Annotated in this window: 25 protein-coding genes; 15 read left to right on the plus strand and 10 right to left on the minus strand. The window is 71.1% G+C overall.

Translation table 11 applies throughout. The features are described from left to right. Nucleotides 1–163 precede the first annotated feature (163 nt). From ACFU9P_RS04520 to ACFU9P_RS04530, 3 genes are read left to right on the plus strand one after another with little or no spacing between them, the layout of a single operon-like run. Nucleotides 164–1321 (plus strand): ABC transporter substrate-binding protein, encoded by a 1158-nt coding sequence (locus ACFU9P_RS04520; protein WP_384077747.1) that lies wholly within the window; start codon nucleotides 164–166, stop codon nucleotides 1319–1321. Nucleotides 1322–1377: 56 nt separating this feature from the next. Continuing rightward, nucleotides 1378–2439 (plus strand): cupin domain-containing protein, encoded by a 1062-nt coding sequence (locus ACFU9P_RS04525; RefSeq protein WP_384077748.1) that lies wholly within the window; start codon nucleotides 1378–1380, stop codon nucleotides 2437–2439. Between the two features lie 19 nt (nucleotides 2440–2458). Further along, on the plus strand, nucleotides 2459–3592 hold the full coding sequence (locus tag ACFU9P_RS04530) for a hypothetical protein (RefSeq protein WP_384077749.1): 1134 nt from the start codon (nucleotides 2459–2461) through the stop codon (nucleotides 3590–3592). A 19-nt stretch (nucleotides 3593–3611) separates the two neighbouring features. Here the strand turns inward: ACFU9P_RS04530 and ACFU9P_RS04535 are convergent, their stop codons facing one another. Next, nucleotides 3612–3803: a hypothetical protein gene (locus ACFU9P_RS04535; RefSeq protein WP_376377050.1), complete on the minus strand. Its 192-nt coding sequence runs from the start codon at nucleotides 3801–3803 to the stop codon at nucleotides 3612–3614. Nucleotides 3804–3947: 144 nt separating this feature from the next. On the opposite strand from ACFU9P_RS04535, the gene ACFU9P_RS04540 reads away from it, so the two are divergent. From ACFU9P_RS04540 to ACFU9P_RS04555, 4 genes are all read left to right on the plus strand, one after another. Next, a complete protein-coding gene (locus ACFU9P_RS04540; protein WP_376377052.1) occupies nucleotides 3948–4175 on the plus strand; it encodes a ferredoxin in 228 nt (75 codons plus the stop codon). Continuing rightward, nucleotides 4165–5529 (plus strand): NAD(P)/FAD-dependent oxidoreductase, encoded by a 1365-nt coding sequence (locus ACFU9P_RS04545; RefSeq protein WP_384077750.1) that lies wholly within the window; start codon nucleotides 4165–4167, stop codon nucleotides 5527–5529. The genes ACFU9P_RS04540 and ACFU9P_RS04545 overlap by 11 nt, the downstream gene beginning before the upstream one ends. Before the next feature lie 78 nt (nucleotides 5530–5607). Next, nucleotides 5608–6822: a cytochrome P450 gene (locus tag ACFU9P_RS04550; protein WP_376377056.1), complete on the plus strand. Its 1215-nt coding sequence runs from the start codon at nucleotides 5608–5610 to the stop codon at nucleotides 6820–6822. Between the two features lie 104 nt (nucleotides 6823–6926). Continuing rightward, complete coding sequence (locus ACFU9P_RS04555; protein WP_384077751.1) at nucleotides 6927–8909, plus strand: heavy metal translocating P-type ATPase; 1983 nt, start codon at nucleotides 6927–6929, stop codon at nucleotides 8907–8909. A 4-nt stretch (nucleotides 8910–8913) separates the two neighbouring features. On the opposite strand, the gene ACFU9P_RS04560 is transcribed toward ACFU9P_RS04555, so the two are convergent. The 3 genes from ACFU9P_RS04560 to ACFU9P_RS04570 all read right to left on the minus strand — a co-directional run bounded on the left by ACFU9P_RS04560 (nucleotide 8914) and on the right by ACFU9P_RS04570 (nucleotide 11653). Then, complete coding sequence (locus tag ACFU9P_RS04560) at nucleotides 8914–9675, minus strand: FAD:protein FMN transferase (RefSeq protein WP_376377115.1); 762 nt, start codon at nucleotides 9673–9675, stop codon at nucleotides 8914–8916. A gap of 76 nt (nucleotides 9676–9751) precedes the next feature. Continuing rightward, on the minus strand, nucleotides 9752–10195 hold the full coding sequence (locus ACFU9P_RS04565) for an FMN-binding protein (protein WP_384077926.1): 444 nt from the start codon (nucleotides 10193–10195) through the stop codon (nucleotides 9752–9754). Nucleotides 10196–10279: 84 nt separating this feature from the next. Further along, entirely contained in the window at nucleotides 10280–11653 is a 1374-nt protein-coding gene (locus tag ACFU9P_RS04570) for a ferric reductase-like transmembrane domain-containing protein (RefSeq protein WP_384077752.1), read from the minus strand. A 186-nt stretch (nucleotides 11654–11839) separates the two neighbouring features. Between ACFU9P_RS04570 and ACFU9P_RS04575 the strand changes: the two genes are divergently transcribed. Beyond that, nucleotides 11840–12574, plus strand: a complete 735-nt coding sequence (locus tag ACFU9P_RS04575) for a response regulator transcription factor (protein WP_376377065.1) — start codon at nucleotides 11840–11842, stop codon at nucleotides 12572–12574. Beyond that, the gene (locus ACFU9P_RS04580; RefSeq protein WP_384077753.1) at nucleotides 12574–14043 is read left to right on the plus strand and encodes an ATP-binding protein; all 1470 of its coding nucleotides are present in this window, start codon (nucleotides 12574–12576) and stop codon (nucleotides 14041–14043) included. The genes ACFU9P_RS04575 and ACFU9P_RS04580 overlap by 1 nt, the downstream gene beginning before the upstream one ends. Here ACFU9P_RS04580 and ACFU9P_RS04585 read toward each other — a convergent pair. Then, nucleotides 14040–15509: an MFS transporter gene (locus ACFU9P_RS04585; RefSeq protein WP_384077754.1), complete on the minus strand. Its 1470-nt coding sequence runs from the start codon at nucleotides 15507–15509 to the stop codon at nucleotides 14040–14042. The genes ACFU9P_RS04580 and ACFU9P_RS04585 overlap by 4 nt on opposite strands. A gap of 113 nt (nucleotides 15510–15622) precedes the next feature. Between ACFU9P_RS04585 and ACFU9P_RS04590 the strand changes: the two genes are divergently transcribed. The 5 genes from ACFU9P_RS04590 (at nucleotide 15623) to ACFU9P_RS04610 (ending at nucleotide 21397) form a co-directional block, all read left to right on the plus strand. After that, nucleotides 15623–16375, plus strand: a complete 753-nt coding sequence (locus ACFU9P_RS04590) for an SDR family NAD(P)-dependent oxidoreductase (protein ID WP_376377072.1) — start codon at nucleotides 15623–15625, stop codon at nucleotides 16373–16375. 145 nt (nucleotides 16376–16520) lie between these two features. Then, complete coding sequence (locus tag ACFU9P_RS04595; RefSeq protein ID WP_384077755.1) at nucleotides 16521–17996, plus strand: Y4yA family PLP-dependent enzyme; 1476 nt, start codon at nucleotides 16521–16523, stop codon at nucleotides 17994–17996. Further along, nucleotides 17993–19333, plus strand: a complete 1341-nt coding sequence (locus ACFU9P_RS04600) for a pyridoxal-phosphate dependent enzyme (protein WP_384077756.1) — start codon at nucleotides 17993–17995, stop codon at nucleotides 19331–19333. The genes ACFU9P_RS04595 and ACFU9P_RS04600 overlap by 4 nt, the downstream gene beginning before the upstream one ends. Nucleotides 19334–19338: 5 nt before the next feature. Beyond that, complete coding sequence (locus ACFU9P_RS04605) at nucleotides 19339–20562, plus strand: aminotransferase class V-fold PLP-dependent enzyme (RefSeq protein WP_384077757.1); 1224 nt, start codon at nucleotides 19339–19341, stop codon at nucleotides 20560–20562. Between the two features lie 79 nt (nucleotides 20563–20641). After that, nucleotides 20642–21397 (plus strand): methyltransferase domain-containing protein, encoded by a 756-nt coding sequence (locus ACFU9P_RS04610; RefSeq protein ID WP_376377081.1) that lies wholly within the window; start codon nucleotides 20642–20644, stop codon nucleotides 21395–21397. A gap of 62 nt (nucleotides 21398–21459) precedes the next feature. Here the strand turns inward: ACFU9P_RS04610 and ACFU9P_RS04615 are convergent, their stop codons facing one another. After that, nucleotides 21460–23199 (minus strand): alpha-keto acid decarboxylase family protein, encoded by a 1740-nt coding sequence (locus tag ACFU9P_RS04615; RefSeq protein WP_384077758.1) that lies wholly within the window; start codon nucleotides 23197–23199, stop codon nucleotides 21460–21462. A gap of 232 nt (nucleotides 23200–23431) precedes the next feature. Between ACFU9P_RS04615 and ACFU9P_RS04620 the strand changes: the two genes are divergently transcribed. Continuing rightward, nucleotides 23432–24634: a PucR family transcriptional regulator gene (locus ACFU9P_RS04620; protein WP_384077759.1), complete on the plus strand. Its 1203-nt coding sequence runs from the start codon at nucleotides 23432–23434 to the stop codon at nucleotides 24632–24634. On the opposite strand, the gene ACFU9P_RS04625 is transcribed toward ACFU9P_RS04620, so the two are convergent. The 4 genes from ACFU9P_RS04625 to ACFU9P_RS04640 form a co-directional block, all read right to left on the minus strand. Then, a complete protein-coding gene (locus ACFU9P_RS04625; RefSeq protein ID WP_384077760.1) occupies nucleotides 24616–25101 on the minus strand; it encodes an SRPBCC family protein in 486 nt (161 codons plus the stop codon). The genes ACFU9P_RS04620 and ACFU9P_RS04625 overlap by 19 nt on opposite strands. A gap of 128 nt (nucleotides 25102–25229) precedes the next feature. Further along, the gene (gene ligD / locus ACFU9P_RS04630; RefSeq protein ID WP_384077761.1) at nucleotides 25230–26258 is read right to left on the minus strand and encodes a non-homologous end-joining DNA ligase; all 1029 of its coding nucleotides are present in this window, start codon (nucleotides 26256–26258) and stop codon (nucleotides 25230–25232) included. After that, nucleotides 26255–26506: a hypothetical protein gene (locus tag ACFU9P_RS04635; RefSeq protein WP_376377091.1), complete on the minus strand. Its 252-nt coding sequence runs from the start codon at nucleotides 26504–26506 to the stop codon at nucleotides 26255–26257. The genes ligD and ACFU9P_RS04635 overlap by 4 nt, the downstream gene beginning before the upstream one ends. Before the next feature lie 98 nt (nucleotides 26507–26604). After that, a partial coding sequence (locus tag ACFU9P_RS04640) for an aldo/keto reductase (RefSeq protein WP_384077762.1) occupies nucleotides 26605–26899 on the minus strand: 295 nt, incomplete at its 5' end.

The raw sequence follows: 26899 nt of genomic DNA on the forward strand, positions 1-26899 counted from the left end.
GAAGAGGCCCCTGCCGGACAGCCCTTGGAAGGCCGCGAAACAGCCCGGCATTCCTGCTGACGGAATATTCGACGCGAGTATTCCAGTGGCGCGAACGTGATGGCTATGGTCCTGACACCCCCCAGCCATATCGCTCACTCGCACAGAGAATCAGGTGAGGGCCATGTCGATGACGACGAAGGCCGGGTTCATTCTCCCCGCCGCCGCGGTGCTGCTCCTCGGGGGCTGCGCGGGAGGCACGTCCAACGATTCCCCGGAGAGCGCGGACACGGGCCGCGCCGGTGGTACGCGTGTCTCCGCGGGCTGTCCCGACCCCGACGGCGCCCTGGCCCAGGCGGCCAAGAAGGAAGGGGAGGTGGTGATGACGGGTACGCCGGACGGCAGTGTGCGTACCGACATACCGAAGGCGTTCGAGGAGACCTACGGCGTCAAGGTCACCTATGTCGGCGGGCGCAACAGCGACATCGCGGCCAAGCTCCAGGCCGAGCGCAAGGCCGGCATCTACACCCACGATGTGTTCGGCGGCGGTGGCAACACCATGTCGAGCACCTACTACGGCGAGGGCTGGCTCGCCTCCCTCAAGGACGCGCTCGATCCGGCGCTGCTCACCGCCGCCAACTGGCGTGACGGGGCGCCCAAGTGGGTCGATCCCGAGAAGGAGAAGATCCTTCAGCTCTCGAACTATGTCGACTCCGGTGTGGTCGTCAACACCAATCTGGTCAAGGACGGCGAGCTGACCTCCTTCGAGGACATGCTCGACCCGAAGTGGAAGGGCAAGATCGTGGTGGACGACCCGCGCTCCAACGGCGGGGCCATCTACGATGTGGGCGCCTTCGAGCAGGCGTACGGCGAGGACTTCGTCAAGTCCCTCTATGTGGACCAGAAGCCGACCCTGCTGACCGACCAGCGCCAGGAGCTGGACGACATCGCCCGGGGCAAGTTCGCCTTCGGTCTGTCGCTCCAGACCGCGGAGACCGAGGAGGCGCTGGCAGAGGGGCTGCCGCTGAAGCAGCTCAAGCTCACCGGCGCGCCGCCGGTGGCGACCGGCGGCTCCAGCCTGCTGGCCCTCGACAACAAGGCTCCGCACCCGGAGGCGGCCAAGCTGCTGGTCAACTGGCTGGTGTGCAAGGACGGCAACGCGGTGTGGACGAAGGCGCTCCAGGTGCCGAGCAACCGCGCGGATGTGCCGGTGCCGGCCGATCTGGGCGCGACCGTCCCCCAGGCGGGCAGCGAGTACTACGACAGCTACGGCTGGAACGTCCTCACCAAGGATGTGAAGCGGCTCCAGAAGATGCTGACCGAGCTGCTCGGCCCGCAGTAGCCGCGGCATCCCGCCGCAGCAGTCCGCAGTAGAAGACCCCTTTCCCGGAGGCAGTCATGACAGCGCAGCCGCGGCGGGCACCCGCTCCGCCCACCGCGTACGCCCGGTGGTCCCGCGGCCAGGGCATCGACATCGTCCCCGGCTTCCACATCCCCGACCTCCGGGAGGTTCCGCTCAAACCCTGGGCGCGGACGGGCGGTTACGGCTGCTTCATCCACCACGACGCCAGCGACCGGAGCAACGACTGCTATGTGTGCCGCATCCCGCCCGGGCAGCACCTCCACCCCGTACGCCATCTGCACGAGGTGATGGTCTATGTGCTCTCCGGGCGGGGAAGTACGACGGTGTGGGGGCCCGGCGGGGAGCCGCAGAGCTTCGAGTGGCAGCGCGGGTCCCTGTTCGCGATCCCGCTCAATGTCCGCTATCAGCACTTCAACAGCAGCGGCGAGGAGCCCGCGACCCTGCTCGCGGTGACCAACGCCCCGGTGGTCATCAACCTCTTCGACGAGGCCGGGTTCGTCTTCGACTGCCCCTACGACTTCCCGTCCCGCTTCTCCGGAGAGACCGGCTATTTCAGCGGCGAGGGCACACTGACCGGCCGGCTGTGGGAGAGCAACTTCATCCCCGATGTACGGGACTTCCAGCTCGTCGCGTACCGCGAGCGCGGCGCGGGCGGCACGAACGTCCAGTTCAAGCTGGCCAGGAACACCATGATGGCGCATGTGTCGGAGTTCCCGGTCGGTACGTACAAGAAGGCACACCGGCACTCGCCCGGCGCCCATGTGGTGATCCTCAGTGGCACCGGTTACAGCCTGATGTGGAAGGAGGGCGAGCCGATCCGGCGGTACGACTGGGCGGAGGGCTCACTGGTCATTCCGCCTGGCGAGACCTTCCACCAGCACTTCAACACCGGTGCCACGCCCGCCCGTTATCTCGCCCTGCGCCATCTCAACGCGCGCCGGGACCCGGCGACCGGGCTGCCGATGTCGTCCATCAGCACCCGGCTCGGCGGCGACCAGATCGACTACGCGGACGAGGACCCGGCGGTCCGGCGGATGTACCGCGAGGCGTGCGCCGCGCACGGCATCGCCTCCCGGATGGACGAGTTCTACGACTGACACCGACAAGGAGTGACCGATGGCACCGTCCGGCCAGGCCCGGGAGACCTTCTACGACACCTGGATGCGCAAGGAGGGAATCCCGGTCCACCGTGGCTACGGCATCGCCGATGTCCGTACGGTGGAGCGCGCCGACTGGGCACGCACCGGGGGCCGGGCCGCGTTCGTCCATCTCCACGGCATGGAGGGCTTCACCGGTATGCAGATCGGCGAGATCGCCCCCCGCCGGTCGCTGGAGATCCAGCAGCACCTCCACCAGCAGTTCATCACCGTCCTGTCGGGACGCGGCGCGGCCGATGTCTGGCTGCCCGGGGACTCTCGCAGGACCAGCTTCGAGTGGCAGCGCGGCAGTTTCTTCGCGATCCCGCTCAACTGCGCCTATGTCCTGCACAACACCGGGTCGGAGCCCGTTGTGTATATGGCCGTCAATGACGCGCCGATGGTGCTGGACCTGTTCCACAACGAGGACTTCGTCTTCGCCAACGACTACCGCTTCACCGACCGGTTCCCGCCCGGCGAGGCCGGCTACTACTCTGCCACCAGGCGGTACGAGAACTACTTCGGCGGTGTCGCCGAGACCAACTTCATCGCCGATATCCATGAGATCGCGCTGGACTCGCTCGGGGTCAAGGGCAGTGGTGTGGACGCGACCGTCTTCGAGATGGCCGGCAACACGATCGCCGCGCACATCACTTCCTGGCCGGTGGGCCGCTATCACAAGGCACACCACCATCTCGGCGGGGCCGTGCTCTTCGGTCTGCGGTCCAGCGGCTATGTCCTGATCTGGCCGCAGGAGGCGGGCAGCCGCCCGTACGAGGCGGGCAACGGCGACCGGGTGGTGCGGGTGGAGTGGGGCGAGGGCTCCGTCTACAGCCCGCCGAGCAAGTGGTTCCACCAGCACTTCAACACCGGCCCGGAGACCGCGCGGCAGCTCGCCTTCCGTGGCGGTGTGAAACACCCGACGGGTATCCGCCGGGCCGGCAACCCGATCGTCGGCGGCCGTCCCGGTGTGCTCGTGAGCGTACGGGAGGGCGGCAGCCTGCTGCCGTACGAGGACGAGGACCCCCGGATCCGCCGCGACTACGCCAACGCCCTGACCAGGCAGGGGATTTCACCGGACATGCCGGAGGACCTCTACACGGGCGCACCCTGATCCGGGGCGGCGTGCCGGGTCAGCCCGTATGGCCGCCGGACCCCTCATGGGGCGCCGGGGTGCCGGTGGGCGGCGCGGTGGGCGCGGGCGCGTGCTTCGCGGGCCGCGGGTCCGCCGTGATGGGATCGACGGCGTTCCCGACCCCGTACGCGACACCGAAGGCCGCCGCGAGCATGGCGGCGAAGGCGGTGATCCTCAGCGCGGTGTTCATGTGCCTCTCCTCTGGTCGTCCGGCGGGACCCTCCTGAGCATATACCCCGCAGGGGTATATGCACGACTGGGTCCGCTCCACTCGCGCCACTCCCCCGCAAGGAGTAGGACGGAGACGGCGGGCGGCACGGAGGAGTGGTCCGGAATGCAGATCGTCGTCGATCTCAATCGCTGTCAGAGTTACGCACAGTGCGCGTTTCTCGCCCCGCAGGTGTTCGAACTGCATGGCGAGGAGGCCCTCATGTACACCCCGACCGTCCCCGACGACCAGCGTGAACGGGTCCTGCGCGCGGCGGCGGCCTGTCCGGTGCAGGCCATCCTCGTCGGGGAGCGCGCCGGCACCGGAGAACGAGCGGGCGCCGGTGTCCGGTGAGCGGCTCGACGGCCGGATCGTCATTGTCGGTGCCTCCCTTGCCGGGCTGCGCGCCGCCGAAGCGCTGCGCGCGGAAGGCTTCACCGGCTCGCTGACCCTGGTCGGGGAGGAGCCCGACCCCCCGTACGACCGGCCGCCGCTGTCCAAGCAGGTGCTGCTCGGGCGGGTGGGCGCGCGGGACGTCGGGCTGCCGTCCCGCCGCGAGGTGGACGCGGACTGGCGGCTCGGGGTGCGTGCCGTCGGTGTGGACGGGATCGGGAGGCGGGTGCTGCTCGCCGACGGGGAGCCGCTGCCGTACGACCGGCTGCTGATCGCGACCGGAACGCGGGCCCGCCCCTGGCCGCACCCCGCCGAGGCCGCCCTCGACGGCGTACTGACCCTCCGTACCACCGACGACGCGAGCCGTCTCGTCGAGCGGCTCGACGCCGGTCCTCGCCGGGTCCTGGTGATCGGCGCCGGATTCACCGGCTCCGAGATCGCGTCGGTCTGCCGGGAGCGCGGACTTGAGGTGACGGTCGCCGAGCGCGGCCCTTCCCCGCTGGTCGGCGCGCTCGGCGGGGCGCTCGGCTCGCTCGCCGCGAACCTCCAGCGCGCACACGGAGTCGATCTGCGCTGCGGGGTGACGGTCACCGCGCTCAAGGGGAACGGGGGCCGGCTCACCGGCGCCGAGTTCTCCGACGGCAGCCGGATCGAGGCCGATGTCGCCGTCGTCGCCCTGGGGGCCATCCGCAACACCGAGTGGCTGGCGGAGTCCGGGCTGGCCGCGGGCCCCCGCGGGGTGGCCTGCGACGCCGGGTGCCGCGCGTTCAACATGTACGGGATCGTCACCGACGACGTCTTCGTGGCGGGCGATGTGGCCCGCTTCCCGCATCCGCTCTTCGAGTACCAGATGCTGTCCCTCGAACACTGGGGCAACGCGGTCGCCCAGGCCGAGGTGGCCGCCCACAACATGGTCAGCCCGGGGCCGCGCAGACGTCCGCATCTGACGGTGCCGGTCTTCTGGTCGAGTCAGTTCGGCCTCAACATCAAGTCCGTCGGTGTGCCGACCTTCTCGGACCAAGTGCTCATCGCCCAGGGCTCGTTGCGCGAGCGCAGGCTGGTCGCCGTCTACGGCTACCGGGGCCGGATCACCGCCGCGGTCAGTGTGAACCGGGCCAAGTGGCTGGAGCACTACCAGCGGCTCATCGAGACCGCGGCGCCGTTTCCCCCCGAGCCGGGCGCCGCCGACCGGCCCGTACCGTCCGAGCCCGTACCGTCCGACGTACCGCCCCCGCAGTTGCTGTCGCACGGTCCGACCGTGGCGCTCACCGGCCATCTTCCGGACTGCCGGCTGACGCTGGTGCGGCACGACTGACGTACCCCACCGCCCGCCGGCTCCCCCGCTGTCCGCCGACTTCCCCGCCGTCCGCCCTCGATCGAGGAGGCCCCACCCATGCAACCGGAAACCCTGTTCCGGCGGATCACCGACTACGCGAACCGCGCCAACCCCTATCCGCTCTACGCCGAGCTGCGCGAGAGCGGTGTGGCGCGGCAGGACGACGGCAGCTATCTGGTGGGCACGTACCACGAGATCGCCGCCCTGCTGCACGACCCTCGGATCAGCTCGGATCCGCACAACCGCGCCAACCCCGAGGAGGAGCTGCTCAGGAGGGGCGATCCGCCGGCCTTCATCGGTCTCGACGACCCCGAGCACGACCGGCTGCGCCGGATCACGATGCGGCCCTTCGGCCCGCCCCACTCCCCGCGCCGTATCGACGACCTGCGCGCGGACATCACCCGGATCACCGAGGATCTGATCGGCACGTTCCGGGACAAGGACCGGGTCGATGTCGTCGAGGACTTCTCCTATCCGCTTCCGGTCACCGTGATCTGCCGGATGCTGGGCGTGCCCCAGGAGGACATGCCCCAGCTCCGCGAGTGGACGAACGCGGTGATCGCCAGTTTCGACTTCGGCACCGAGAACGACCAGGAGCACAAGGAACGCCTCCACGAGGGCATGGAGGCGCGGGCCGCGATGTCGGAGTATCTGGGCGAGCTGTCCGACACCCGGCGCGGCCGTCCCTCGGACGACATCCTCTCCGCCCTGGTCAATGACGCGGGTCCCGAAGGACGCCTGACCAGGCCCGAGTTGATGACGACGGCGACACTGCTGCTGATCGCCGGGCACGAGACGACCGTCAATCTGATCACCAACGGTGTGCTGACCTTCCTGCGCAAGCCGGACGCGCTGCGGCTGCTGCGCGGCAAGCCCGAGCTGATGCCGAAGGCCGTGGAGGAGCTGCTGCGCTACGAACCGCCCGTCCAGATGGTGCCGCAGCGCACCCCGCTGACCGATATCGAGGTCACGGACGTCACCATCCCGAAGGGTGCGCCGCTGATCCTGATGCTCGCGTCCGGCAACCGTGACCCGCTGCGCTTCGACGACCCGGACCGCTTCGACCCGACGCGGGAGGACAACCAGCACTTCGGCTTCGGCGGCGGTGTGCACACCTGTTTCGGCGCCCCGCTGGCCCGGGTCGAGGCACAGATCGCGCTCAGCTCGCTCCTGCCGTATCTGGAGGACTTCCGGCTGGTGGTGGACCCGCCCCCGTACCGGCGCAGCCCGCTGCTGCGCGGACCCCGGCATCTGCTGATCGAACGCGGGTGAGGCCCCGGGAGTCGGGTCCCGAAGTCAACGAATGAAGAAGTGTTCATTCTTTCCTGTACGGTGGGCTGGTCGCTCCGTGCCGTCCGCGCGAAGGAACCAGCCGTATGTCCTCCACCGTCACCGCCCGTACGGCACCGGCCGCCACCGGTCCAGGACCGGCCGCCGCCCGGCGGCGTACGCGGGTGTTCGCCCTGCCCGAGGCCCGCTGGGCCACCGCCGCGCTGGCGCTGTTCCTGATCGCTCTGCCGCTCCAACTCGGCGGCGCACCGGCCTGGTTGTGGGGGCCGCCGTACGCGCTCGCGTACGCGGCCGGGGGCTGGGAGCCCGCCTTGGCGGGTCTCCGGGCGCTGCGGGAGAAGACCCTGGATGTCGATCTGCTGATGATCGTCGCGGCGGTGGGCGCGGCCTCGATCGGGCAGGTGATGGACGGCGCGCTGCTGATCGTCATCTTCGCCACCTCCGGCGCGCTGGAGGCCCTGGCCACCGCCCGTACCGCGGACTCGGTGCGCGGACTGCTCGATCTCGCCCCCGCGACCGCGACCCGGCTGCCCGCCGGCGGCCCGGAGGAGACCGTCGCAACCGGGGACCTGGCGGTCGGCGACACGATCCTGATCAGGCCCGGCGAACGGGTCGGCGCCGACGGGCGCGTGCTCGGCGGGGCGAGCGAGGTGGACCAGGCGACCATCACCGGCGAGCCGCTGCCCGTACCGAAGCAAACCGGTGACGAGGTCTTCGCGGGCACTCTCAACGGCACCGGCGCGCTGCGGGTACGGGTCGAACGCGACGCCTCGGACTCGGTGATCGCTCGGATCGTGGCGATGGTCGAGGAGGCGTCCGCGACCAAGGCGCCCACCCAGCTGTTCATCGAGAAGGTCGAGCAGCGCTACTCGGTCGGCATCGTCGTCGCCACGCTGGCGGTCTTCGCGGTCCCGCTGGGCTTCGGCGCGGACCTGACCGACGCGCTGCTGCGGGCGATGACCTTCATGATCGTCGCCTCTCCGTGCGCGGTGGTGCTGGCCACGATGCCGCCGCTGCTGTCCGCCATCGCCACGGCCGGACGCCATGGTGTGCTGGTCAAGTCGGCGGTGGTGATGGAGCGGCTGGGCCAAGTCGACGCGGTGGCCCTGGACAAGACCGGCACGCTCACCGAGGGCACGCCCCGGGTGACCGATATCCACCCCTTCGCCGGCACCGGGCTCACCGAGGACGGGCTGCTGAGTCTGGCGGCCGCCGCCGAGCACCCCAGCGAACACCCGCTGGCCCGCGCCGTCGTCGGCGCCGCACGCGAACGCGGCCTCACGATTCCGGACGCGCAGGACTTCACGTCCGCCCCCGGCACCGGAGTGACGGCCGTCGTCGACGGGCGTACGGTCGCGGTCGGCGCGCCCGCGCGGCTCCTGGACGGCGACGGTACGGCGGTGGCGGCGACCGTACGAGAAGTCGAGGAGGGCGGCCGTACCGCGGTCCTCGTCCAGTACGGCGGTGTCCCGGTCGGCGTCCTCGGGATCGCGGACCGTCTGCGCCCGGACGCCGCCGCCACCGTCGCCTCCCTCACCGCCCTGACCGGTACAAAGCCTGCGCTGCTGACCGGCGACAACCCGCGCGCCGCCGCCCTTCTCGCGCGGGAGGTGGGCATCACCGACGCACGGGCCGGGCTGCTGCCCCAGGACAAGGTCGGGGCGGTACGGGAGCAGGAAACGGCCGGCCGCAAGGTGCTGGTGGTCGGCGACGGGGTCAACGACGCGCCCGCGCTGGCCGCCGCCCATACCGGTGTCGCCATGGGCCGCGCGGGCTCCGACCTCGCCCTGGAGACCGCGGACGCGGTGGTCGTACGGGACGAACTCGCCACCGTGCCCGCCGTGATCGCGCTCTCCCGCGCGGCCCGCCGGCTCGTCGTGCAGAACCTGGTGATCGCGGGTGTGTTCATCTCCGGGCTGGTCGTGTGGGACCTCGCCGGGCATCTGCCGCTGCCGCTGGGCGTCCTCGGGCACGAGGGCTCCACGGTCGTCGTCGGCCTCAACGGGCTGCGGCTGCTGCGCGACGCGGCCTGGCACCGCGCGGCGACGGCGGGCGACGGCGGCGGATGAGCCTTCAGGAATCCGGTGCGCCGGAACGCGCTTCGGGGAGTACGCCGGGAAGTACGCCCGGGAATCCGTCCGTACACCAGGACCCGCCCTCCGGTGTCACCGCGAACCCCTCGTAACCGTCCATGGACTGGAGCCAGTCCCGGGCCATGTCCCCCATCGCGTAGGCCGCGGTCGCGTAGGCGTCGGTCGTGGTGAGCCCGGTGCCGACCACGGTGAGGGACGCGTGGCCCCGCACGGGAACGCCCCGGTGGGGGTTGAGGATATGGGCGCCACGCTCGGCGCAGCCCGAGGTGGCGATGGCCAGATCGCGGCCCGTGACCACCGTGCACAGCTCACCGGCGCGCAGCGGGTGTGCGATACCGACGCGCCAGGGGACGCCCGGCGCCGCCTCGCCGCGCAGTTGGAGGTCGCCGCCGCCGTTGACACAGGTGTTGCGGGCGCCCGCCTCGTACAGGATCCGCGAGGCGCACTCGACGGACCAGCCCTTGACCAGCCCTGACGGGTCGAGGGTGCCGCCCGCCAGATGACTGAACCAGCCGCCGCTCGCCCGTACCGCGCTCTTGCAGAGGGCGAGGACCTCCCGTACCTCCTCGCAGCACTCCGCGAGGAGGAGTTCGCCGCGCGCGAGCCGGCTGATCATGCTGTCGGGGCGGTAGGTGGAGAACACCTCGTCGACATGGCGCAGCCACGCCACCGCCTCGGCCAGCGCCGCTTCGATGGCGGGGGTGCACACGTCGCGGATGTCGAAGGAGAAGACGGTGCCCATCACATGCTCCACATGGCTCGTCGCGCTCTCCGCACGGCCCGGTCCGCGCGGAGAGCCGGGGTCGGCCACCGGCCGGTCAGCCACCGGCTCTGTCCAATGCGCTCTGCAGGGACCGGATATAGCCCTGGCTGGTGTAACTGGCGCCGGAGACCGCGTCGATGTGCGCGCTGCCCGCGCTGAGCGCCTCCTGCGTCAGACGGGGTACGGCGTCGGAGGTGATGCGCTCGCTGTGGCCGTCGCCGGACGGTGCCTGAAGGACCTTCACACCGGTCAGATGCCCGGCCCCGACCGTGACGGAGACCTGCACCGTGCCGTACCGGGTGTCCACGGGATCGCCGGTGTAGGTGCGGGTGCCCGCCGCAGACCCCGCGGGCGGTGACGCTACGGTCCCGCTCGGCGCCGGTACGGGTACGGATACGGGTGCCCGGTCGGCGAGTGCGGTGCTGTGGTGCGGCTTGAGGGCGAGCAGCAGGACGACGAGCGTGCTGGTCGAAGCGGTGGCGAGGACGGCTCTGCGCACTGTGGGCACTGTGGATCTCCTCGGAACTCTCGGCACGATCCGGGTCGGAATCGGCACAATCGGGCTCAGGCTGCATATTCCGGCTCAGAACGTGAACGACTCGTGGTGGATACGGCGCCGCCGCACCCCCGCCACCCGCAGGGCCCGCTTCGCGGCCTCCGCCATCCCGGGCGGCCCGCACAGATACACCTCGTGTGCGGCCAGGTCCGGTACGAGACGGGCCAGGGCGCGGGCGGTCAGGGGCGAGGAGTAGCCGCCGGGTCCGCCGACGACGTAGTGGACGACACCGCCACGGGCTGCGGCGATGGCGTCGAGTTCGCCGCGCAGCGCGAGGTCCTCGGCGCGGCGGGCCCGGTAGACCAGGGTGACCTCGCCGGGCAGGGTCTCGAACAGGGCCCGCAGCGGTGTGATCCCGGCGCCGCCCGCCAGCAGCAGTGTCTTCGGCGCCCGGCTACGGTCCGCGGTGAACGCGCCGTACGGTCCCTCGGCCCAGACCCGCGTCCCGGGCCGCAGCCGGGCCAGCGCCGCGCTGTGTCCGCCCGCCGCCTTGACGGTGATGCGCAGATGGCCGGGGAGCGGGGGCGCGGACAGGGAGTACGGGTTGGCGGTCCACCACAGCCCGGGCGCCAGGAAGCGCCAGCGGAAGAACTGCCCCGGCCGCGCGCCCAGTTCGTCCAGCCGCTCCCCCGTGAGATGGACGGAGACGACGCCCGGCGACTCGTGGCGCAGGCCCGCGACCCGGATCCGGTGGCGCAGGGCCCGCCGTACCGGAACCAGGAAGCGGTACCAGAGGAGAAGCGCGGCGACCGTCAGATACAGCGCGTACCAGGCGGTCCTGGCCGGGCGGTCGGCGATGAACTCGGCGCCGTTGGCGAGCTGGTGGCCGAAGGCGAGGAAGACCGCGAGATAGGTGGCGAAGTGCAGATAGTGCCAGGTCTCGTAGCGCATCCTGCGGCGCGCGGCACGGGCCGAGACCAGCGCGGTGCCGGTCAGCAGGAGAAAGGCGGCGGTGGCCTTCAGCATCTCCGGGTAGTCGAGGACGAGTGTCTTCGTCTGGTCCACCGCGCCGGAGTGCGAGGTGAGGGAGTAGCCCCAGATGATCAGCAGGACATGGGCCAGGACCAGGGAGATCGTGCAGCGGCCGCCCGTCGCGTGCCAGCGGGCCATCCGGTCGGTGCCGATGGTGTGGTCCAGTACCGGTATCCGCGCCATGAGCAGCACCAGGACCGCACACCCGTACCCGGCCAGCAGCCCGGTGATCCGGCCCGCGCCGGTCAGCCACCCCGCCGCGCCCACCACCGACTCCGTGTCGCTCCACCACAGGGCGAGCACACCGGCGGCTCCCGCCCAGATCACGGCCTGCGCCAGCGCCGGTACGACGGGATCCGCACGCCGCGTCGTCCCTACCGCACGGCCCGTGCCGCCCGTACCGTGCCGGGCGTCGGTCGCGGTGGTCATCGAGTCTCCCTTCGCCGCTTCGCCTCTGAAGCGGCGCATCGCTGCATTGCCGCATCGCTGAATCGCGAGCCTCGCAGCGGAACCTGTGACCGCGCTCTCAACGCCGTCGGCCCCGCCCGATTCAGAGGAAACTCAGAGCGGAAGCCCCGTCGGCGCTCCCCCTTCCCGGGGGATGCTGGACGGACGATGAACACACCGAGCCACCGCCCACGCCCGCGCGCCGCCGACGGCGGTCCCGTACGGATCCTGGTCGTCGACGACGAACCCGATGTCACCGAGATCCTCGCCGGGGTGCTCTCGGGCGAGGGGTGGCATGTGGTCACGGCGGCCGACGGCGTGTCCGCGGTCGACGCGGCCCGTACGTTCCGTCCGCACGCCGTCGTCCTGGACTGGATGCTGCCCGACATGGACGGCCTGCTGGTGCTGCGCCGGCTGCGCGCGGAGCTGGAGCACGTCTGTGTGCTGTTCCTGACCGCGCGCGACGCCGTCGAGGACCGGATCGCCGGGATCACCGCGGGCGGCGACGACTATGTGACCAAGCCCTTCAGTCTGGAGGAGGTGCTGGCGCGGCTGCGCGGGCTGCTGCGCCGGGCCGGCATGGCGCGCGGGCCCGGGGGTGTGGACCGGCTGGCCGTCGGTGATCTGGTGATGGACGAGGACGCCCGGGAGGTGACCCGGGGCGGTGAACTCGTGGAGCTGACGCGTACGGAATTCGAACTGCTGCGGTTCCTGATGCGCAACCCGCGCCGGGTGCTGTCCAAGGCGCAGATCCTCGACCGGGTCTGGTCGTACGACTTCGGCGGCCGCGCGCATGTCGTCGAGCTGTACATCAGTTATCTGCGCAAGAAGGTCGACACGGGCCGGTCCACGATGATCCACACCGTGCGGGGTGTGGGCTATGTGCTGAAGCCGGGGGCCTGATGCGACCGTCCCCCAGTGCTGTGGCGCGCGCCCTGGTCCCCCGTACCCTCCGTGGTCAGCTCACCACCGGTCTGGTGGCGCTCCTCGCCCTGGCCTGCGCGGCGGTGGGCATCACGACCGTGCTCGGGCTCAGCGGCTTTCTGGTGGGCCGACTCGACCAGCAGCTTTCGGCGTCCGACGGACGGTTCGCGGCCAGCCTGGAGCACGAGAACACTCCGGACGCCGACAACACGCCCGATACGCGCGGGCAGTCGGAGGGTACGTTCGGTGCCCGGCTGCTGCCGGGAACGGCCACGCGGGCCGCGGTCGTCCAGGAGGACTCGGACGCCTCCGTACCGCTCAGCCCGGCCGACCGCCGGGCTCTGGCCGCCGTGCCCGTCGACGGGCACGGCCACAGTGTGCGGCTGTCGGGTCTGGGTCCCTACCGGCTCACCGCCGTACGGGGCGACGACCACGACGTCCTGGTCACCGGCCTGCCGCTGCGCCCCGTCGAGGCCACGGTCCACCGGCTGGAGGCCGTGGAGGCGGCGGTCTTCGGTGTGGCCCTCGCCGCCACCGGCACCGCGGGGGCGCTGTGGGTACGAATATCCCTGCGCCCGCTGCGGCTGGTCACGGCGACGGCGGCGAGCGTCGCCGAGCTTCCCCTGGCGAGCGGCGAGGTGGCCATGCCCGAGCCCGTCCCGGTCACGGCCCCGGACACCGAGGTCGGCCAGGTCGGCACCGCCGTGAACCGGATGCTCGGGCATGTCGGCGACGCACTGGAGCGGCGCCAGGCCAGTGAGGAGCGGCTGCGCCGCTTCGCCGCGGACGCCAGCCATGAACTCCGCACCCCCGTGGCCAATATCCGCGGTCACACCGAACTCGCGCTCCGCCAGAAGAGCCCCGTCCCGGCCCAGGTCCTGCGCTCCCTCGACCGTATCCAGTCCGAGTCGGTACGGATGAGCCGCCTCGTGGACGATCTGCTCCTGCTCGCCCGGATCGACGCGGGCCATGCCCTGGACCTCGGTCCGGTGGATCTGACCCGGCTGGTCCTGGACGCCACGGACGACGCGCGGGCGGCGGGTCCCGGGCACCGCTGGCTGCTCGACCTGCCGGCGCGGGCGGTCGCCGTGACGGGCGACGACCACCGGCTGCACCAGGCGGTCGGCAACCTCCTCGCCAACGCCCGCTCCCACACGCCCGCCGGCACCGAGATCTCCGTACGGCTGGCGGCCGGTCCCGACGGGATCCGGCTGACGGTGGCGGACAACGGGCCCGGTATTCCGGCGCGGCTGCTGCCCGAGGTCTTCGGCCGTTTCGTACGGGCCGACCGGGGCCGCTCGCGCAAGGACGGCGGCACCGGGCTGGGCCTGGCGATCGTGCGGGCGGTGGTGGCGGCGCACGGCGGAAGGGTGGAGGCGGCGAGCGGGGACGGGCGGACGGTGTTCACCGTCGTACTCCCGGCGCCACCACACGACGGCTCGTATTAGCGCCCCGATCCGGGCGGTACCGCGGACAGCGGTTCCGCGATGTCCTCCAGCGCCCGGCGCTCCGCCGGTACCGCCAGGAACACCGCCACCAGCCCGGCCGCGCACATCAGGCCAGCGCCGATCCGGAAGGCGAGCGCCGTGTCACCGACCACCCCGGACGCCGTGAGTTCAGCGAAGACGAGCGGCCCGCTGATTCCGCCCGCCGCCGTGCCCAGCGCGTAGAAGAACGCGATCGCCATCGCGCGGGTCTCCATCGGGAAGATCTCGGAGACCGTGAGATACGCGCTGCTCGCGCCCGCCGACGCGAAGAACAGCACCACGCACCAGCAGGCGGTGAGTGTGGTGGCGGTCAGCACACCGGAGTCGAAGAGCCAGGCCGTGACGAAGAGCAGGATGCCCGACAGCAGATAGGTGGAGGAGATCATGATCCGGCGGCCGACGGTGTCGAAGAGCTTGCCGAGCAGCAGCGGGCCGACGAAGTTGCCCGCGGCGATGACCGCGAAGTAGTAGCCGGTGTGTCCGGTCGGCACACCGAAGAAGGTGGTCAGGATCGTGCCGAAACCGAAGGTGATCGCGTTGTAGAGGAAGGCCTGCCCGATGAAGAGCGACAGGCCGAGCACCGCCCGCCGGGGATACCGGCGGAAGATCGTCCTGGCGATGAGGCCGAAGCCGACGCTCTTGTGCTGATGGATGGTGATCACCCGGGCCGGCGGCGGGAGTTTCCGTTGCTTCTCCTTCTCGATCTGCCGCTCGACGGAGTCGACGAGCTGCTCCGCCTCCTCGCCGTACCCGTGGATGAGCTGCCAGCGCGGGCTTTCCGGCACCTGCCGCCGTACGAGCAGAATGGCCAGGCCGAGGACGACGCCGAGCGCGAAGGAGAGGCGCCAGCCCACGTTCTCCGGCAGGAGCGCGGTGTTCAGCATCACGATGGACAGCAGCGAACCGCCCACCGCGCCCAGCCAGTAACTGCCGTTGATGATCAGGTCGACCCGGCCCCGGTACGCCGACGGGATCAGCTCGTCGATGGCCGAGTTGATGGCCGCGTACTCACCGCCGATGCCGAACCCGGTGAGAAAACGGAAGACGAAGAACCACGCGACGTCGAAGGAGAGCGCGGTCATCGCGGTCGCCCCGAGATAGACGGCGAGGGTCACCATGAACAGCTTCTTGCGCCCGTAGCGGTCGGTGAGCCGCCCGAAGACCAGCGCGCCCACGCACGCGCCTGCCACATACAAGGCGGCGGCGACCCCGGTGACCTGCGCTGAGGTGATCGGCAGCCCGCTGCCCTCCTCGGAGAGCCGGCCCGCGATATTGCCGACGATGGTGACTTCGAGGCCGTCCAGGATCCACACCGTGCCGAGCCCGACGACGATCATCCAGTGCCACCGCGACCACGGAAGCCGGTCGAGCCGCGCCGGTACGGCGGTGGTGACGGTGGGCGGCACCGGTCCGGCAGACGTCGTCATCGCCTCAGTCTGCGACACCTGCCGGTGGCATCCCGCACGCTGTCACCCGTCCGGAGGACAAATACGCCCCCGCGAGTACGTTGGAGAGGAAGGCCGACGAGGAGGCGAGAGTGATGCCGCGAACCGAGGACGAGCACGGAACGGTCATCGTGACAGGGGCGAGCCGGGGTATCGGCGCCGCCATCGCCACGGAGCTGGGAGCCCAGGGGTACGGCGTGGCCGTCGACTACGCCGCCCACGCGGAGCCCGCCGAGGAAGTGGCCGCCGGGATCCGCGCCAAGGGCGGCCGTGCGAAGGCCATCCACGCCGACGTGTCGTCACCGAAGGAGGTGGCGGAGCTGTTCGCACAGGCGGAGCGGGAACTGGGACCGGTGACCGCGCTGGTCAACAACGCGGGCAGCCTGGGCGCCGACGCCCCTCTCGACGCGCAGGACCCGGACGCGCTCTCCCGGCTGCTGGAGATCAATGTCCTCGGTCCGATGGTGTGCGCCCAGCACGCGGTACGGGTGATGTCCACCCGGCACGGCGGCCGGGGCGGATCCATCGTCAACATGGCTTCGGTGGCCGCCCGTACCGGCGGTCTGCCGGGCCACTCCCCCTACGCGGCCACCAAGGGCGCCATGGTCTCCTTCAGCCGGGCCCTGTCCAACGAGGTCGCCTCCGAGGGCATCCGGGTCAACAGCGTCTCGCCCGGCATCGTCGCCACCGAGATGACGGAGGGCGCGGGGTTCGAGGAGGGCGCGGCCGGCAGCCCGATCGGCCGCTTCGGCCGCCCGGAGGAGGTCGCGGACACGGTGTCCTGGCTGCTCTCTCCGGGCGCGTCGTTCGTCACGGGCAGCGACATCACCGTATCCGGCGGCCGCTGAACCGCCCACCGTACGCATACGTCCGGCACCGCCACCGGATCCACCGTCCCGGCCCCCGGAGCGGGCGTAAGCCGCTCTGTTAAGGGAAATGAATATCACTTGGAAGAGGATCATCGATCAGCATGACGTTCGAGAGGACGGTTGAGTGGCCCTGCCTCTGTACCTGGAGCCACGCGTGGAGCCGCGCCCGGCGGCGCTGCTGCGAGAAGAACGCTTTCTGCGCGGGCTCGTCGGCGCGCTCGGTTCGCCGCTGAATGTGGTGCTGCCCGACCAGTTGGCCGACAATGTGGCGCGGTTCCGGGCCATGTACCGCAAACACCGGCTCAGCGGTCCGATCTGCTTCGCCCACAAGGCGAATCGTTCCAGCGCGCTGATGCGCCGCCTCGCCGCGACCGATGCCTCGGCGGACGTCGCGTCCCTGGGCGAGTTACAGCATGCCCTCGGTGCCGGGTTCACCCCGGACCGGATCATGGCGACCGGCCCCAAGACCCCGGAGTTCCTGTGGCTCGCGGCCCGTACCGGAGTCACCGTCCATGTCGACAGCCGCGCGGAGCTGGACCAACTGGCCGCGCTCGTACGCTCGTACGCGCTCCCACGGGTACGGATCCTGCTGCGGCTCTCGGCGTTCGAGACGCCCGGGGTCAAAGTGCTCAGCCGGACCAGCCGGTTCGGCACGCCCGTGCGTGAACTCGGGAGCGCTCTCAGCGCGGTTGACGAGCACAGCGGGGCGGTGGAGCTGATCGGGGTCGGCTTCCATCTGGACACGACCAGTGTCGGCGAGAAGGCCCTCGCCCTCGAAGGAAGCATCCGGGCCATGGACGAACTCCGCGAACGAGGCCTGAGCCCACGGGTGGTGGACATCGGCGGCGGCTTCGGCGTCAACTACCTTGCGCACCACGAGCAGTGGGAGCGCTACACCACCGAACTCACCAGAGCCGTCCTGGGCCAACGGCCCTCCTTGACCTGGCGCGGCCATGGCTACGGCCTGCGTGACGAGGCCGGAACACTGCGCGGTTCGCTGGCCCTCTACCCGGCCTACCGCCCGCTCGCGGGCGAACACTACCTGGACGAACTGCTGTCGGCCCCCGCCCCCTCGCTGGGCCAACGCCCGCTCTCCACCCTGCTGCTGGAGAATCTGTACGACCTGTGCGTCGAGCCCGGCCGGGCGCTGGCCGACCAGTGCGGGATGGTGCTGGCCCGGGTCCTGGAACTGCGCCGTACCGAAGCCGGGGAGCATCTCGTACGGCTGGAGGCCAAGGCCGACGACATCGGTCTGGAGGACCACGGGGTCTTCATGGACCCCGTCCTCATCGGGCACGAGGGGCATGAGGAGGCCGGGGGCGACGAAGCCGTGGGGGTCTATCTCGCGGGCGGCCTCTGTCTGGAGGCCGGTCTCATCTCCCGCAGAACGGTCTTCCTGCCGCGCCTGCCGCGCCCCGGGGACCTGCTGGCTTTTGTGAACACCGCCGGATACGTCATGGATTTCCAGGCCACCGGCGCACAACGGCTGCCCGTGGCGCGCGGGGTGGCCGTGTGGCAGGACGGCGAGGACGGCGGCCCATGGCAGTGGAGCCTCGACGAACAGTACTGGCCGACGCTCCGTCAGGAAGGACAGGCGTGAGATACGACAGCATCACCCAGGCCATCGGCAACACTCCGCTGGTACGGATCGACCCGCGGGTGCACGGTCTGCGCCATATCGATCTGTACGCCAAGCTGGAGATGCTCAACCCCTTCGGCTCGGTCAAGGACCGCGCGGCGTGGAACATGGTAAGGCCCGGCCTGGACACCGCGGTGGAGCGCGGCAGCCAGGTCGTCGAACTGTCCAGCGGCAACACCGCGAAGGCGCTGTCCGTGATCGCGGGCATGCACGGACTGTCGTTCAAGAGTGTGACGAACCGGATGCGGATCCCGGAGATCAAGGATCTGCTTCTGCTGCTGGGCGCGGAGATCGAGGAGCTTCCGGGGCAGAGCGAATGCCTCGACCCGACCGACACCGACGATCCGCTGACACTCTTCCACCGCGCGCTCTCGGACCCGGACAGCGCGTATCTGCACACGGACCAGTACTTCAACGACCGCAACACCGAGGCCCATACCCTGGGCACCGGTCCTGAGATCGTGAAGGACCTGGACGGGCGGGTGCCCGACTGGTTCGTCGCCTGTGTGGGTACCGCCGGGTCCTCGACCGGTGTGGCCAGGGTGCTGCGGGAGCACGATCCACGGGTCCGGGTGGTGGGGCTCGTCGCGGACAAGTCGGACTTCATTCCGGGGATCCGCACCGTCGACGAGGTGCACGAGGTGGGCCTGTTCGACCCGGCCACCTACGACACCATGGAGTCGGTGACCGCCGACGAGGCCATCGACGGGATGCTGACCCTGGCCCGCCGCTGCGGCATCCTCGCCGGACCGACCGGCGGCGCCGCGTACTTCGGGACCGTACGGCATCTGCGCGCGCTCGACGCCGGACTCGACGCCGAACCGGCCGGCTCTGGCGAACGCAGGACCGCCGTCTTCATCGTCTGCGACCGCATCGAGAGCTATCTCAGCTATGTGCGGCGGCGCCGTCCCGAACTGCTCGGTCTGGCACCCCGCAAGAACTCACTGCTCGATGTCTCCGAGGCCGAGATCGCGGCGGTCTCCTCGGTCCGGGTCCGGGAGGCGCAGGAGTGGATCGCGCGGGAGCAGCCCCTGGTGATCGATCTGCGCAGCCCGTCCGCCTACGCGGCCCTGCACATCGAGCACGCGGTCAACATCGTGGACGAACTGTTCGCCGAACTCGTCCGGGGCGGGCTGCCGTTCAGCGCGCGCAAGCCGGTGCTGCTGACCTGCCCGGTCGGCGACAAGTCCGCGCGGTACGCCGCGCTGCTGACCCGGATGGGACACAGAGACGCCCGCAGTCTGGACGGCGGCATCATCGCCTGGCGCGACGCGGGCGCTCCGCTGGTACGGGACTGACGCGGATGACCACGACAGGCCTCCGCGACCGCGGCGACGGCGGGACCTTCCCGTACGATCTGAGCCCCTGGCAGCAGGCGCTGCGCGCCCAGTTCCCGATCATCACCGCCCACCCCGGGCTGACGTATCTCGACAGCGCCGCGACGGCCCAGAAGCCCGAGGCCGTGCTGCACGCCGTCCACACCTATCTGACGACCGCCAACGCCAATGCCGGGCGGGGCACCTACCCCTGGGCGAACGCCTCGACCGAGCTGGTGGAACGCACCCGCGCGCAGGTCAAGTCCTTCCTCTCCGACCCCGAACCCGACCGCTCCACCGTCCACTTCACCAGCGGCACCAGCGAGGGCCTGCGCGCCGTCGCCCGCGACTGGCTGCCTGATCTCCTCTCCGACGGCGACGAGATCGTCGTCCCGTACGCCGACCACCAGGCCAATGTGCTGCCCTGGCTGGAGGCTCGGGACTTGCTCGCGGCGCGGGGCATACGGATCGGGGTGCGCGAGATGCCGTACCAGACCTCCTCCGGCGACTACGACGCCGCCGCCCTCGCGCGCCTGGTCGGTCCCCGCACCCGCTTCGTCGCCACCACCCATGTCCACCATGTGTACGGCGCGGACATGAACGTCCACCGCATCCGCGCCGCCGTCGGCCCGGACATACCGATCTGTCTGGACGCCGCGCAGAGCATCGGCCACCAGCCCGTCTCCGTCGCCGCTCTCGATGTCGACTTCGCCGTCTTCTCCGGGCACAAGGCGCTCGCGCTGCCCGGCACCGGCGCCGTCTGGGCCCGCCAGACGCGCGGCCCCCGCTTCACCCCGGGCGGCTGGAGCGGCACCCCCAACACCGCCGGAGTCGCCTCCCTGGCCGCCGCCCTCGACTGGTTACGGGAGGCGGGAACGGACCGTATCGCCCGCTGGACCACCGCCCTCGCCCTGCGGCTGACCGACGGACTGCGCCACCTGCCCGCGTACCGGATCCTCGGCTGTCAGACCAGTCTCGCGCAGGACTCCCCCGTCCAGCACCGGGCCGGCATCGTGACCTTCCGCCACCGGTCCATCGGCGCGAGCGATCTGGGGTTCATCCTCTTCAGCCATGGCTTCATGGTCCGCACCGACGGCCACTGCCAGGGAGCCGCCGGCGAGAAGACCTCGTCGGTCCGCGTCAGCACGCATGTCTACAACACCCCCGAGGAGATCGACCGGCTGCTCGCTGTCCTCGGCGGACTCGAATAAGGAATGGAAACCGTTTCCACCTGTACCGTGGAAGAGTTCGATGAGTCCGGTACGAGCAGGGCGAAGGTGGCACGGCCAGATGGGGCTGAGCATGGCGGCGGCTGAATCGTGGGTACGGCGGTGGGAGCGGCAGCAGCAGCGGTACGCGGTCGACCGCGAGGAACGGTTCACGGTGATCGCGGATGTGGTCGAGGAGGTGGCGCGGGACCGGCCGCGGCCGCAGATCCTGGACCTCGGCTGCGGCCCCGGGTCGCTCGCCGCGCGGCTGTCCGCCCGGCTGCCCCGGGCGGAGATCGTGGCCGTCGACATGGATCCGCTGCTGCTGGAGCTGGCCCGTACCCACCACGCGGACGCCGCCCGTTATGTGGACGCGGAGATCGGCGCGGAGGGCTGGACCGAGGCGCTCGCGCTCGAACGGCACCTGGACGCGGCGGTCTCCACCACCGCGCTGCACTATCTCTCCGAACGCACCCTGCGGCGGACGTACGAGAAGCTGGCGGAGCTGCTGCGCCCGGGAGGCGTCCTCATCAACGCCGACCACTTTCCGCAGCGGGCCTCCGGGCATGCCCGGATCACCGCGCATGTCGGGCGGTGCCGGGCCGAGCGGCAGCGGGTCTTCGTCCATGAGGACTGGGATTCGTGGTGGGCCGCGGCGGCACAGGACCCGGAGCTGACGGACCTGCTCGCGGAGCGCGCCCGCCGGGGCCCCATCACGGAGGCGGGCGAGGAGCTGCCCCCGTCCCGCCACACCGAACTGCTGCACGCGGCGGGCTTTCAACACGCCGCGCCGGTCTGGCAGTTCGGCAACAGCTATGTGCTGGTGGCGATCCGCTGAGGCCGGCTCGTACGGTACGGCCTCCGCCGCGCGCGCTGAGCCGTGCCGGGCGCGCGAGGCGGTCAGCCGGTGCCGTTCCGTTCGCTCATTCCCGCGGTGATGTCGCGCAGCAGGTCAGGTATGTCGTACGGAGCGGTGCGGACCTCGATCAGGACCATCCGGTCGGGGATCGCGTCCGCCGCCACCAGCGCCCGGTCCAGTTCGTCCGGCGTATCGGCGCTCAGGCAGAGCGCGTCGCCGACACCGAGTGCGCCGGGGAGCCGCTGCCAGTCCCAGCGGGCGATGTCGTTGTACGCCGCCTCGCGGCCGTGGATGGCGCGCTCGACCGTATAACCGTCGTTGTTGACAAGGATGATGACCGGGGTGAGGCCGTAGCGGCCCAGGGTGCCGAGTTCCTGCGCCGTCATCTGCGCGGAGCCGTCACCGATGACCAGCAGGCAGCGGTCGTCGCGGGCCGCGAGCTGCGCGCCCAGCAACGCGGGCAGGCTGTATCCGATGGACCCCCACAGCGGCTGCCCGATGAACCGCGCGCCGGCGGGGAAGCGCTGGGTGCAGAGGCCGAAGTACGAGGTGCCCTGCTCGGCGACCACGGTCTGCCCCTCCCGGAGGGACCGCGCCACCCGCGGCCAGAGGTACTCCTGGGTCAGCGGCTCGTCCGGACGGGGACCCCGCCGGGTGCCTTCAGGCCCGGCGGTGGCGGTAGCGGCGGCGGTGACCGTATCCGCGGAAGTGTCTCCCGGTGCGCCTCCGAACGTGCCGGTGAAGGCATCGGTACGGAGCTTCTCGGCCGGCAGCCCGCTCAGCGCGGTGAGCGCGGCGGCGAGGGGCACCCCCGGGTACTCCGTACCGTCGACGAAGGCGGACTCCGGCTGGAGGTCGATGCCCCGGCCGGGATCGAAGCCGTGGCTGAAGCCGCCGCTGGTCGTGTCCGTGAGCCGCACGCCCGCGCGGATCAGCACATCCGCGTCCTCGATCACATGGCGGGTACGGGGATCGCCGAAGGCACCCGCGTACACCCCGAGCCAGGCCGGGCGGGTCTCGTCGGCGACGGTCTTGCCCATGGCGAGCGTGGCGAACGGCACGCCGCTGGAGTCCAGAAGCGCCGCCAGCTCGTCCCGCGCGCCGAACCGGTCGACCAGGAAATCGGCCAGCACGGCGGCGCTGTGCGCGCCGGCCAGCTTCCGCCGCGCGTCCTCGGTGAAACGCTCCAGGGACCGGACGTCGACCGGGAAGGAACGCCCCTCCGCGGGCAGCGGTCCTGGCGGCGCGGGTACGGGGAGAAGCGCCACGTCAGAGGCCATGCGCAGACAGACCGGCCGCCGTTCGCGAAGGGCCGTCAGCAGAACGCGGTCGATCTCCTCGGCGGCGTTGTCGGGGGTGATGGTCGCCATGGTGGCGCTGACACTGCGCTGGGCGCGCGCGAAGCGTCCGAAGTCGCCGTCCCCCGCGGTGTGATGGACGAGCGCCCCGGCGCGCTCCGTGGCCGTGGAGGGACCGATGACGAGGTGGACCACGGGCACGTACTCGGCATAGCTGCCCGCCACCCCGTTGATGGCGCTCAGCTCCCCCACCCCGAAGGTCGTCAGCAGCGCACCGACTCCCCGGACGCGGGCATAGCCGTCGGCGGCGTAGGCGGCTCCGAGTTCATTGGCGTTTCCCACCCACTCGATACGCGGGTGCTCCATCACCTTGTCGAGAGCGGCGAGATTGTAATCACCGGGAACACCGAAAAGCCGGTCCACTCCGAGAGACACGAGGCGGTCGAGAAGGTATTCGGTGATCGTGATGTCACGAGGTGTCATGGGGGTTTCACTCCCGAATACGGCACGAGTACTGCTCCCCATCCACCGTCCGGGAATCCGGCCTCCCCGGGTAAGAGCGGAAGTGAGAATTCGCCCGCCGGTTTCCTGGGGATTCCCCAAGGTGAGCGGACGGGGGAGCGCCGGAACCGGACGCCCGGGCGGACTCCTGGAGCGGGATGTACGGTGATTCCACAGAGCCGGGAGCGCTTACCGCTCGGACCCGAGGCGACGCATGATCGATTCATTGTTCCGGGAAATGATCGGCGAACTGCCGTCCTTCGCACCGAAGGTCACGGGCATCATCCGCGCGGAAATCCCCCGCTATTCGGTCGTGCCGGAGCAGGAGCACATACGCGGTGTGAGGGCACAGCTCCATGGGCTGCTGGACGGTCTTGACCAGGGAATCATGCCCTCCCCCGCATATCTTCGTGAATCCTCGCGGCTGGGAGCGGCACGCGCCGCGCAGGGCCTGCCCATCGAGGCCCTCCTCGGCGCGTACCACATCGGCTACCGCGAGACCTGGAACGCGCTGATGAGGAACGCGGTCGGCCGTGGCAAAGAGGCGGTCGCCGAGCTGGCCGCGCAGGTCACCCTGTTCTGGGCCTGGATCCGGGAGCTGACGAACGCGGTGGCCGTCGCGTACGAGGGGGTCGTACGTTCCGAACTGTCGGCGCAGGAGGACCGGTACCGGCGGCTGATCGAGGCCATGGCCACGGCCGATCCCGCCGATGAGGCGACGGTGACGCTGGCCCGGTCCCTGGGGTACGACCCGGCCGGCGAGTTCCAGGCGTTCCGCGGCCGGCCCGCCGATCTGCCGAGCGGCACTCTGGAGAGCTTCCGCCGTTACGCCGGCACCGGCCCCGGTGTGGTGGTGGCGACCATCCACGGCGGCGCGCTGTCGGTACTGAGCCAGGGGGTGCAGGACCGGGCCATCCTGCGGTCGCTCTCCCGTGCGGTACGGACGGTACGGACCGCGAAGCAGGGTGCCGACGCACTGCGCCTGCCGCTCGGGGTCGGCCTGCCGAGGGCCGGTCTGCCGGGCGCGGCCGACAGTTTCCAGGACGCCGACGGAGCGCTGTCGCTGGCCCTGCGCCAGGGCGGCGGGACCGTCCGCTACTCGGTCGCCTGGCTCCAGGCGAGCCTCGCTGAGCAGTCCCGCCGGCTGGGCGATGTCCTCGGGGCGGGTGCCCGTACGGCGGCGGCGCACCCGCATCTGGCCGCCGCCGTGACCGCCTACGCCGACCATGGATTCGTCCCGACGGCCGCCGCCCGCGCGCTGAACGTCCACCCCAATACGGTGGTGTACCGGCTGGACCGCTGGACCACGCTCACGGGCTGGGACCCGCGGACCCGGGACGGGCTGATGAGGTCCCTGCTGGCGCTGGACCTCGGTCCGGCGGCTGTCCGCCCCGACGCTCATATGCCAAGACCCTGACCGCCGTTCGCGGGACTGTCCGGCGCCGGGCGCCCCGGGGACTCCTCCACCACCTTTGCCAGCCGCCGCAGCATGTCGCGGTGCCTGACCTGGAGAAACGCGTCGAGCGCCAGATTGTGCACCGCGCCGCCGAAGCCGCGCAGCGGATGCTCGTCCAGGATCACCAGCGTCTCGTCGCCCCAGGACCGGATGTCGAGCGCGATCCGCGCCGAGCCGAGCAGCCCGCTGTGCGCCTCCAACTCCAGCCACCGGGGCGGCTCATGGCGCCGTACGACCGTACGCCCCCGGAACTCCTTGGGGCCCAGCCGCAGGGTGTACGTGAGCGAGGAGCCGACCTCGGGCCAGCGGCCTTCCGCCGGGGCGGAGCGCGCGGCGCCTACCACCCATTCGGCGTAACGCGCCGGGTCTTCGAGGACCGCCCAGACGACGGCCGGGTCGCGCGAGATGAGCTGATGCCGTACGGCCATATGCCCTCCCTGACGAATCAGCGGCCGCCGGATCAGAGGAAGCCGAATCAGCGGAAGCCCACGCCCTTATGTCGATCAAAGCACCATCCCGGCGATCCGGCGCGGCCCGCGCGCGCCCGCCGGGCCGCTCAAGCCGCTCCGGGGGCGGTCTCCCGTACGACGTCCTCGGCCGGCTTGTCGTCGCGCAGGCCCAGGAAGCGGGGGTGGCGGAGCATGCCGTCCCGGGTCCATTCGGTGAAGGCGATCTGGGCGACGAGCCGCGGCTCCGCCCAGTGGGGCGCCCGCTCCCGTACGGGATCGGCGAACGGCGAGCGGTCCACGCCCATCCCGTCCAGCCGTCGCCGCAGGTCCAGCAGGGTCCGGTGGTCGTAGCCCGTACCGGCCTTGCCCGCGTACCGCAGCCGCCGCCCGTCCCCGCTCCTCTCGTAGTAGCCGAGCAGGAGGGCACCGAAGCCGACCCGCGCACCGGACGGTTCGGTATAGCCGCCGATCACGAACTCCTGGCTCCGCGTGCACTTGAGCTTCAGCCAGGAGGGGGAGCGCCGGGGCTCGTACGGCCCGTCGGCCCACTTCGCGATCAGCCCCTCCCACCCGCGGGCGCACGCCTGGTCCAGCAGTGCCTGACCGCCCCGGTTGCGGTGCGGGGTGAACCGCAGGGGCGGGTGGTACGCGAGTGCTCTGCGCAGCAGGGACTTGCGGGAGCGCAGTCGCAGCCTGGTCACATCGGCGCCGTCGATCCGCAGCAGGTCGAAGAGGTGGTACGTGACGGCCACCCCGCTGGCGCGGACCTGCCGGGGGTCGGTGAGCCCCATCCGCTGCTGGAGCAGTGCGAAGTCGGTGCGCCCGTCCGCGTACGCCACGATCTCGCCGTCCACGGTGAAGTCGGCGCGGTCCTGTGCGGCGAGGGCGTCCACGACCTCCGGATACGTGGAGTTGAGCCGCCGCCCGGTGCGCGAGAGAAGGCGCACCCCGCGCTCGTCCCGTACGGCGAGCGCCCGTGCCCCGTCGAGTTTGCGCTCGAAGATCCACTCGTCGCCGAACTCGCGCCGGTCGCTCAGTGTGGCGAGCATGGGCCGCGCCGCCAGCTCCACCCCGGACCGTGCGCCGCCCAGCTTCCGCAGCTCGGTCGCGGGCAGTGTCTCCAGCAGAGAGGTCACCGCCGGCCCCAGCGCCTGACACGCCAGGTGTACTGGTCGCCACCCACCCAGTGCACCACCGCCGGATCCTCCAGATCGGCGCCCCTCAGACCGGCCGCGAAGGCGTATTCGTACACGTCCTCGATGGAGAACGCCTTGCCGGCCAGCTCTCCCCGTACCTCCACCAGCCGGAACGGCGGCTCCCCCGCGTTGACCGGCAGCACCACAACCGGAGCGATACGAACCTGCGGGCTCTCTCTTTCCGTCATGAGACCGGCCCTCACCTCAAGGAAAACCCCTCGCTACGAGGCTCCGCCACCCCACCCCACCCGGCAACCGGGCAGGATTCCTGGGCCGATCCGGCGGCCTATCCGGCAGCGGCCTCGTCAAGGGCCGACCAGGTGGACTCCGGGAGATCCGTGGCGGACCAGCGGGCCGCGGAGGTCACCTCGTCCGGGGTGCGGAAGCCCGCGACCACGCCTGCCACCACCGGGGTGCGCAGCGGGAAGCGGAGGGCGGCGTGCGGAAGGACGGTGCCATGAGCACTGCAGATGTCGGCGAGGCGGCGGGCACGGCGCAGTGTCGCGGCCGGGGCCGGACCGTAGTCGAAGGAGGCGTCGTCGGCGGGGCGGGGCCGGCTGAGCAGGCCGGAGTTGAAGGGG

This window comes from Streptomyces sp. NPDC057617 (genome assembly GCF_042800555.1).
In the GTDB taxonomy this organism is placed as follows: Bacteria; Actinomycetota; Actinomycetes; order Streptomycetales; family Streptomycetaceae; genus Streptomyces.

What these genes read in the sequence shown, in the direction of transcription:
- ACFU9P_RS04520 (WP_384077747.1), top strand. Translation starts at nt 164, where the DNA reads ATGTCGATGACGACGAAGGCCGGGTTCATTCTCCCCGCCGCCGCGGTG.
- ACFU9P_RS04525 (WP_384077748.1), top strand. Translation starts at nt 1,378, where the DNA reads ATGACAGCGCAGCCGCGGCGGGCACCCGCTCCGCCCACCGCGTACGCC.
- ACFU9P_RS04530 (WP_384077749.1), top strand. Translation starts at nt 2,459, where the DNA reads ATGGCACCGTCCGGCCAGGCCCGGGAGACCTTCTACGACACCTGGATG.
- ACFU9P_RS04535 (WP_376377050.1), bottom strand. Translation starts at nt 3,803, where the DNA reads ATGAACACCGCGCTGAGGATCACCGCCTTCGCCGCCATGCTCGCGGCG.
- ACFU9P_RS04540 (WP_376377052.1), top strand. Translation starts at nt 3,948, where the DNA reads ATGCAGATCGTCGTCGATCTCAATCGCTGTCAGAGTTACGCACAGTGC.
- ACFU9P_RS04550 (WP_376377056.1), top strand. Translation starts at nt 5,608, where the DNA reads ATGCAACCGGAAACCCTGTTCCGGCGGATCACCGACTACGCGAACCGC.
- ACFU9P_RS04555 (WP_384077751.1), top strand. Translation starts at nt 6,927, where the DNA reads ATGTCCTCCACCGTCACCGCCCGTACGGCACCGGCCGCCACCGGTCCA.
- ACFU9P_RS04560 (WP_376377115.1), bottom strand. Translation starts at nt 9,675, where the DNA reads ATGGGCACCGTCTTCTCCTTCGACATCCGCGACGTGTGCACCCCCGCC.
- ACFU9P_RS04570 (WP_384077752.1), bottom strand. Translation starts at nt 11,653, where the DNA reads ATGACCACCGCGACCGACGCCCGGCACGGTACGGGCGGCACGGGCCGT.
- ACFU9P_RS04575 (WP_376377065.1), top strand. Translation starts at nt 11,840, where the DNA reads ATGAACACACCGAGCCACCGCCCACGCCCGCGCGCCGCCGACGGCGGT.
- ACFU9P_RS04580 (WP_384077753.1), top strand. Translation starts at nt 12,574, where the DNA reads ATGCGACCGTCCCCCAGTGCTGTGGCGCGCGCCCTGGTCCCCCGTACC.
- ACFU9P_RS04585 (WP_384077754.1), bottom strand. Translation starts at nt 15,509, where the DNA reads ATGACGACGTCTGCCGGACCGGTGCCGCCCACCGTCACCACCGCCGTA.
- ACFU9P_RS04590 (WP_376377072.1), top strand. Translation starts at nt 15,623, where the DNA reads ATGCCGCGAACCGAGGACGAGCACGGAACGGTCATCGTGACAGGGGCG.
- ACFU9P_RS04605 (WP_384077757.1), top strand. Translation starts at nt 19,339, where the DNA reads ATGACCACGACAGGCCTCCGCGACCGCGGCGACGGCGGGACCTTCCCG.
- ACFU9P_RS04610 (WP_376377081.1), top strand. Translation starts at nt 20,642, where the DNA reads ATGGGGCTGAGCATGGCGGCGGCTGAATCGTGGGTACGGCGGTGGGAG.
- ACFU9P_RS04615 (WP_384077758.1), bottom strand. Translation starts at nt 23,199, where the DNA reads ATGACACCTCGTGACATCACGATCACCGAATACCTTCTCGACCGCCTC.
- ACFU9P_RS04620 (WP_384077759.1), top strand. Translation starts at nt 23,432, where the DNA reads ATGATCGATTCATTGTTCCGGGAAATGATCGGCGAACTGCCGTCCTTC.
- ACFU9P_RS04625 (WP_384077760.1), bottom strand. Translation starts at nt 25,101, where the DNA reads ATGGCCGTACGGCATCAGCTCATCTCGCGCGACCCGGCCGTCGTCTGG.
- ACFU9P_RS04635 (WP_376377091.1), bottom strand. Translation starts at nt 26,506, where the DNA reads ATGACGGAAAGAGAGAGCCCGCAGGTTCGTATCGCTCCGGTTGTGGTG.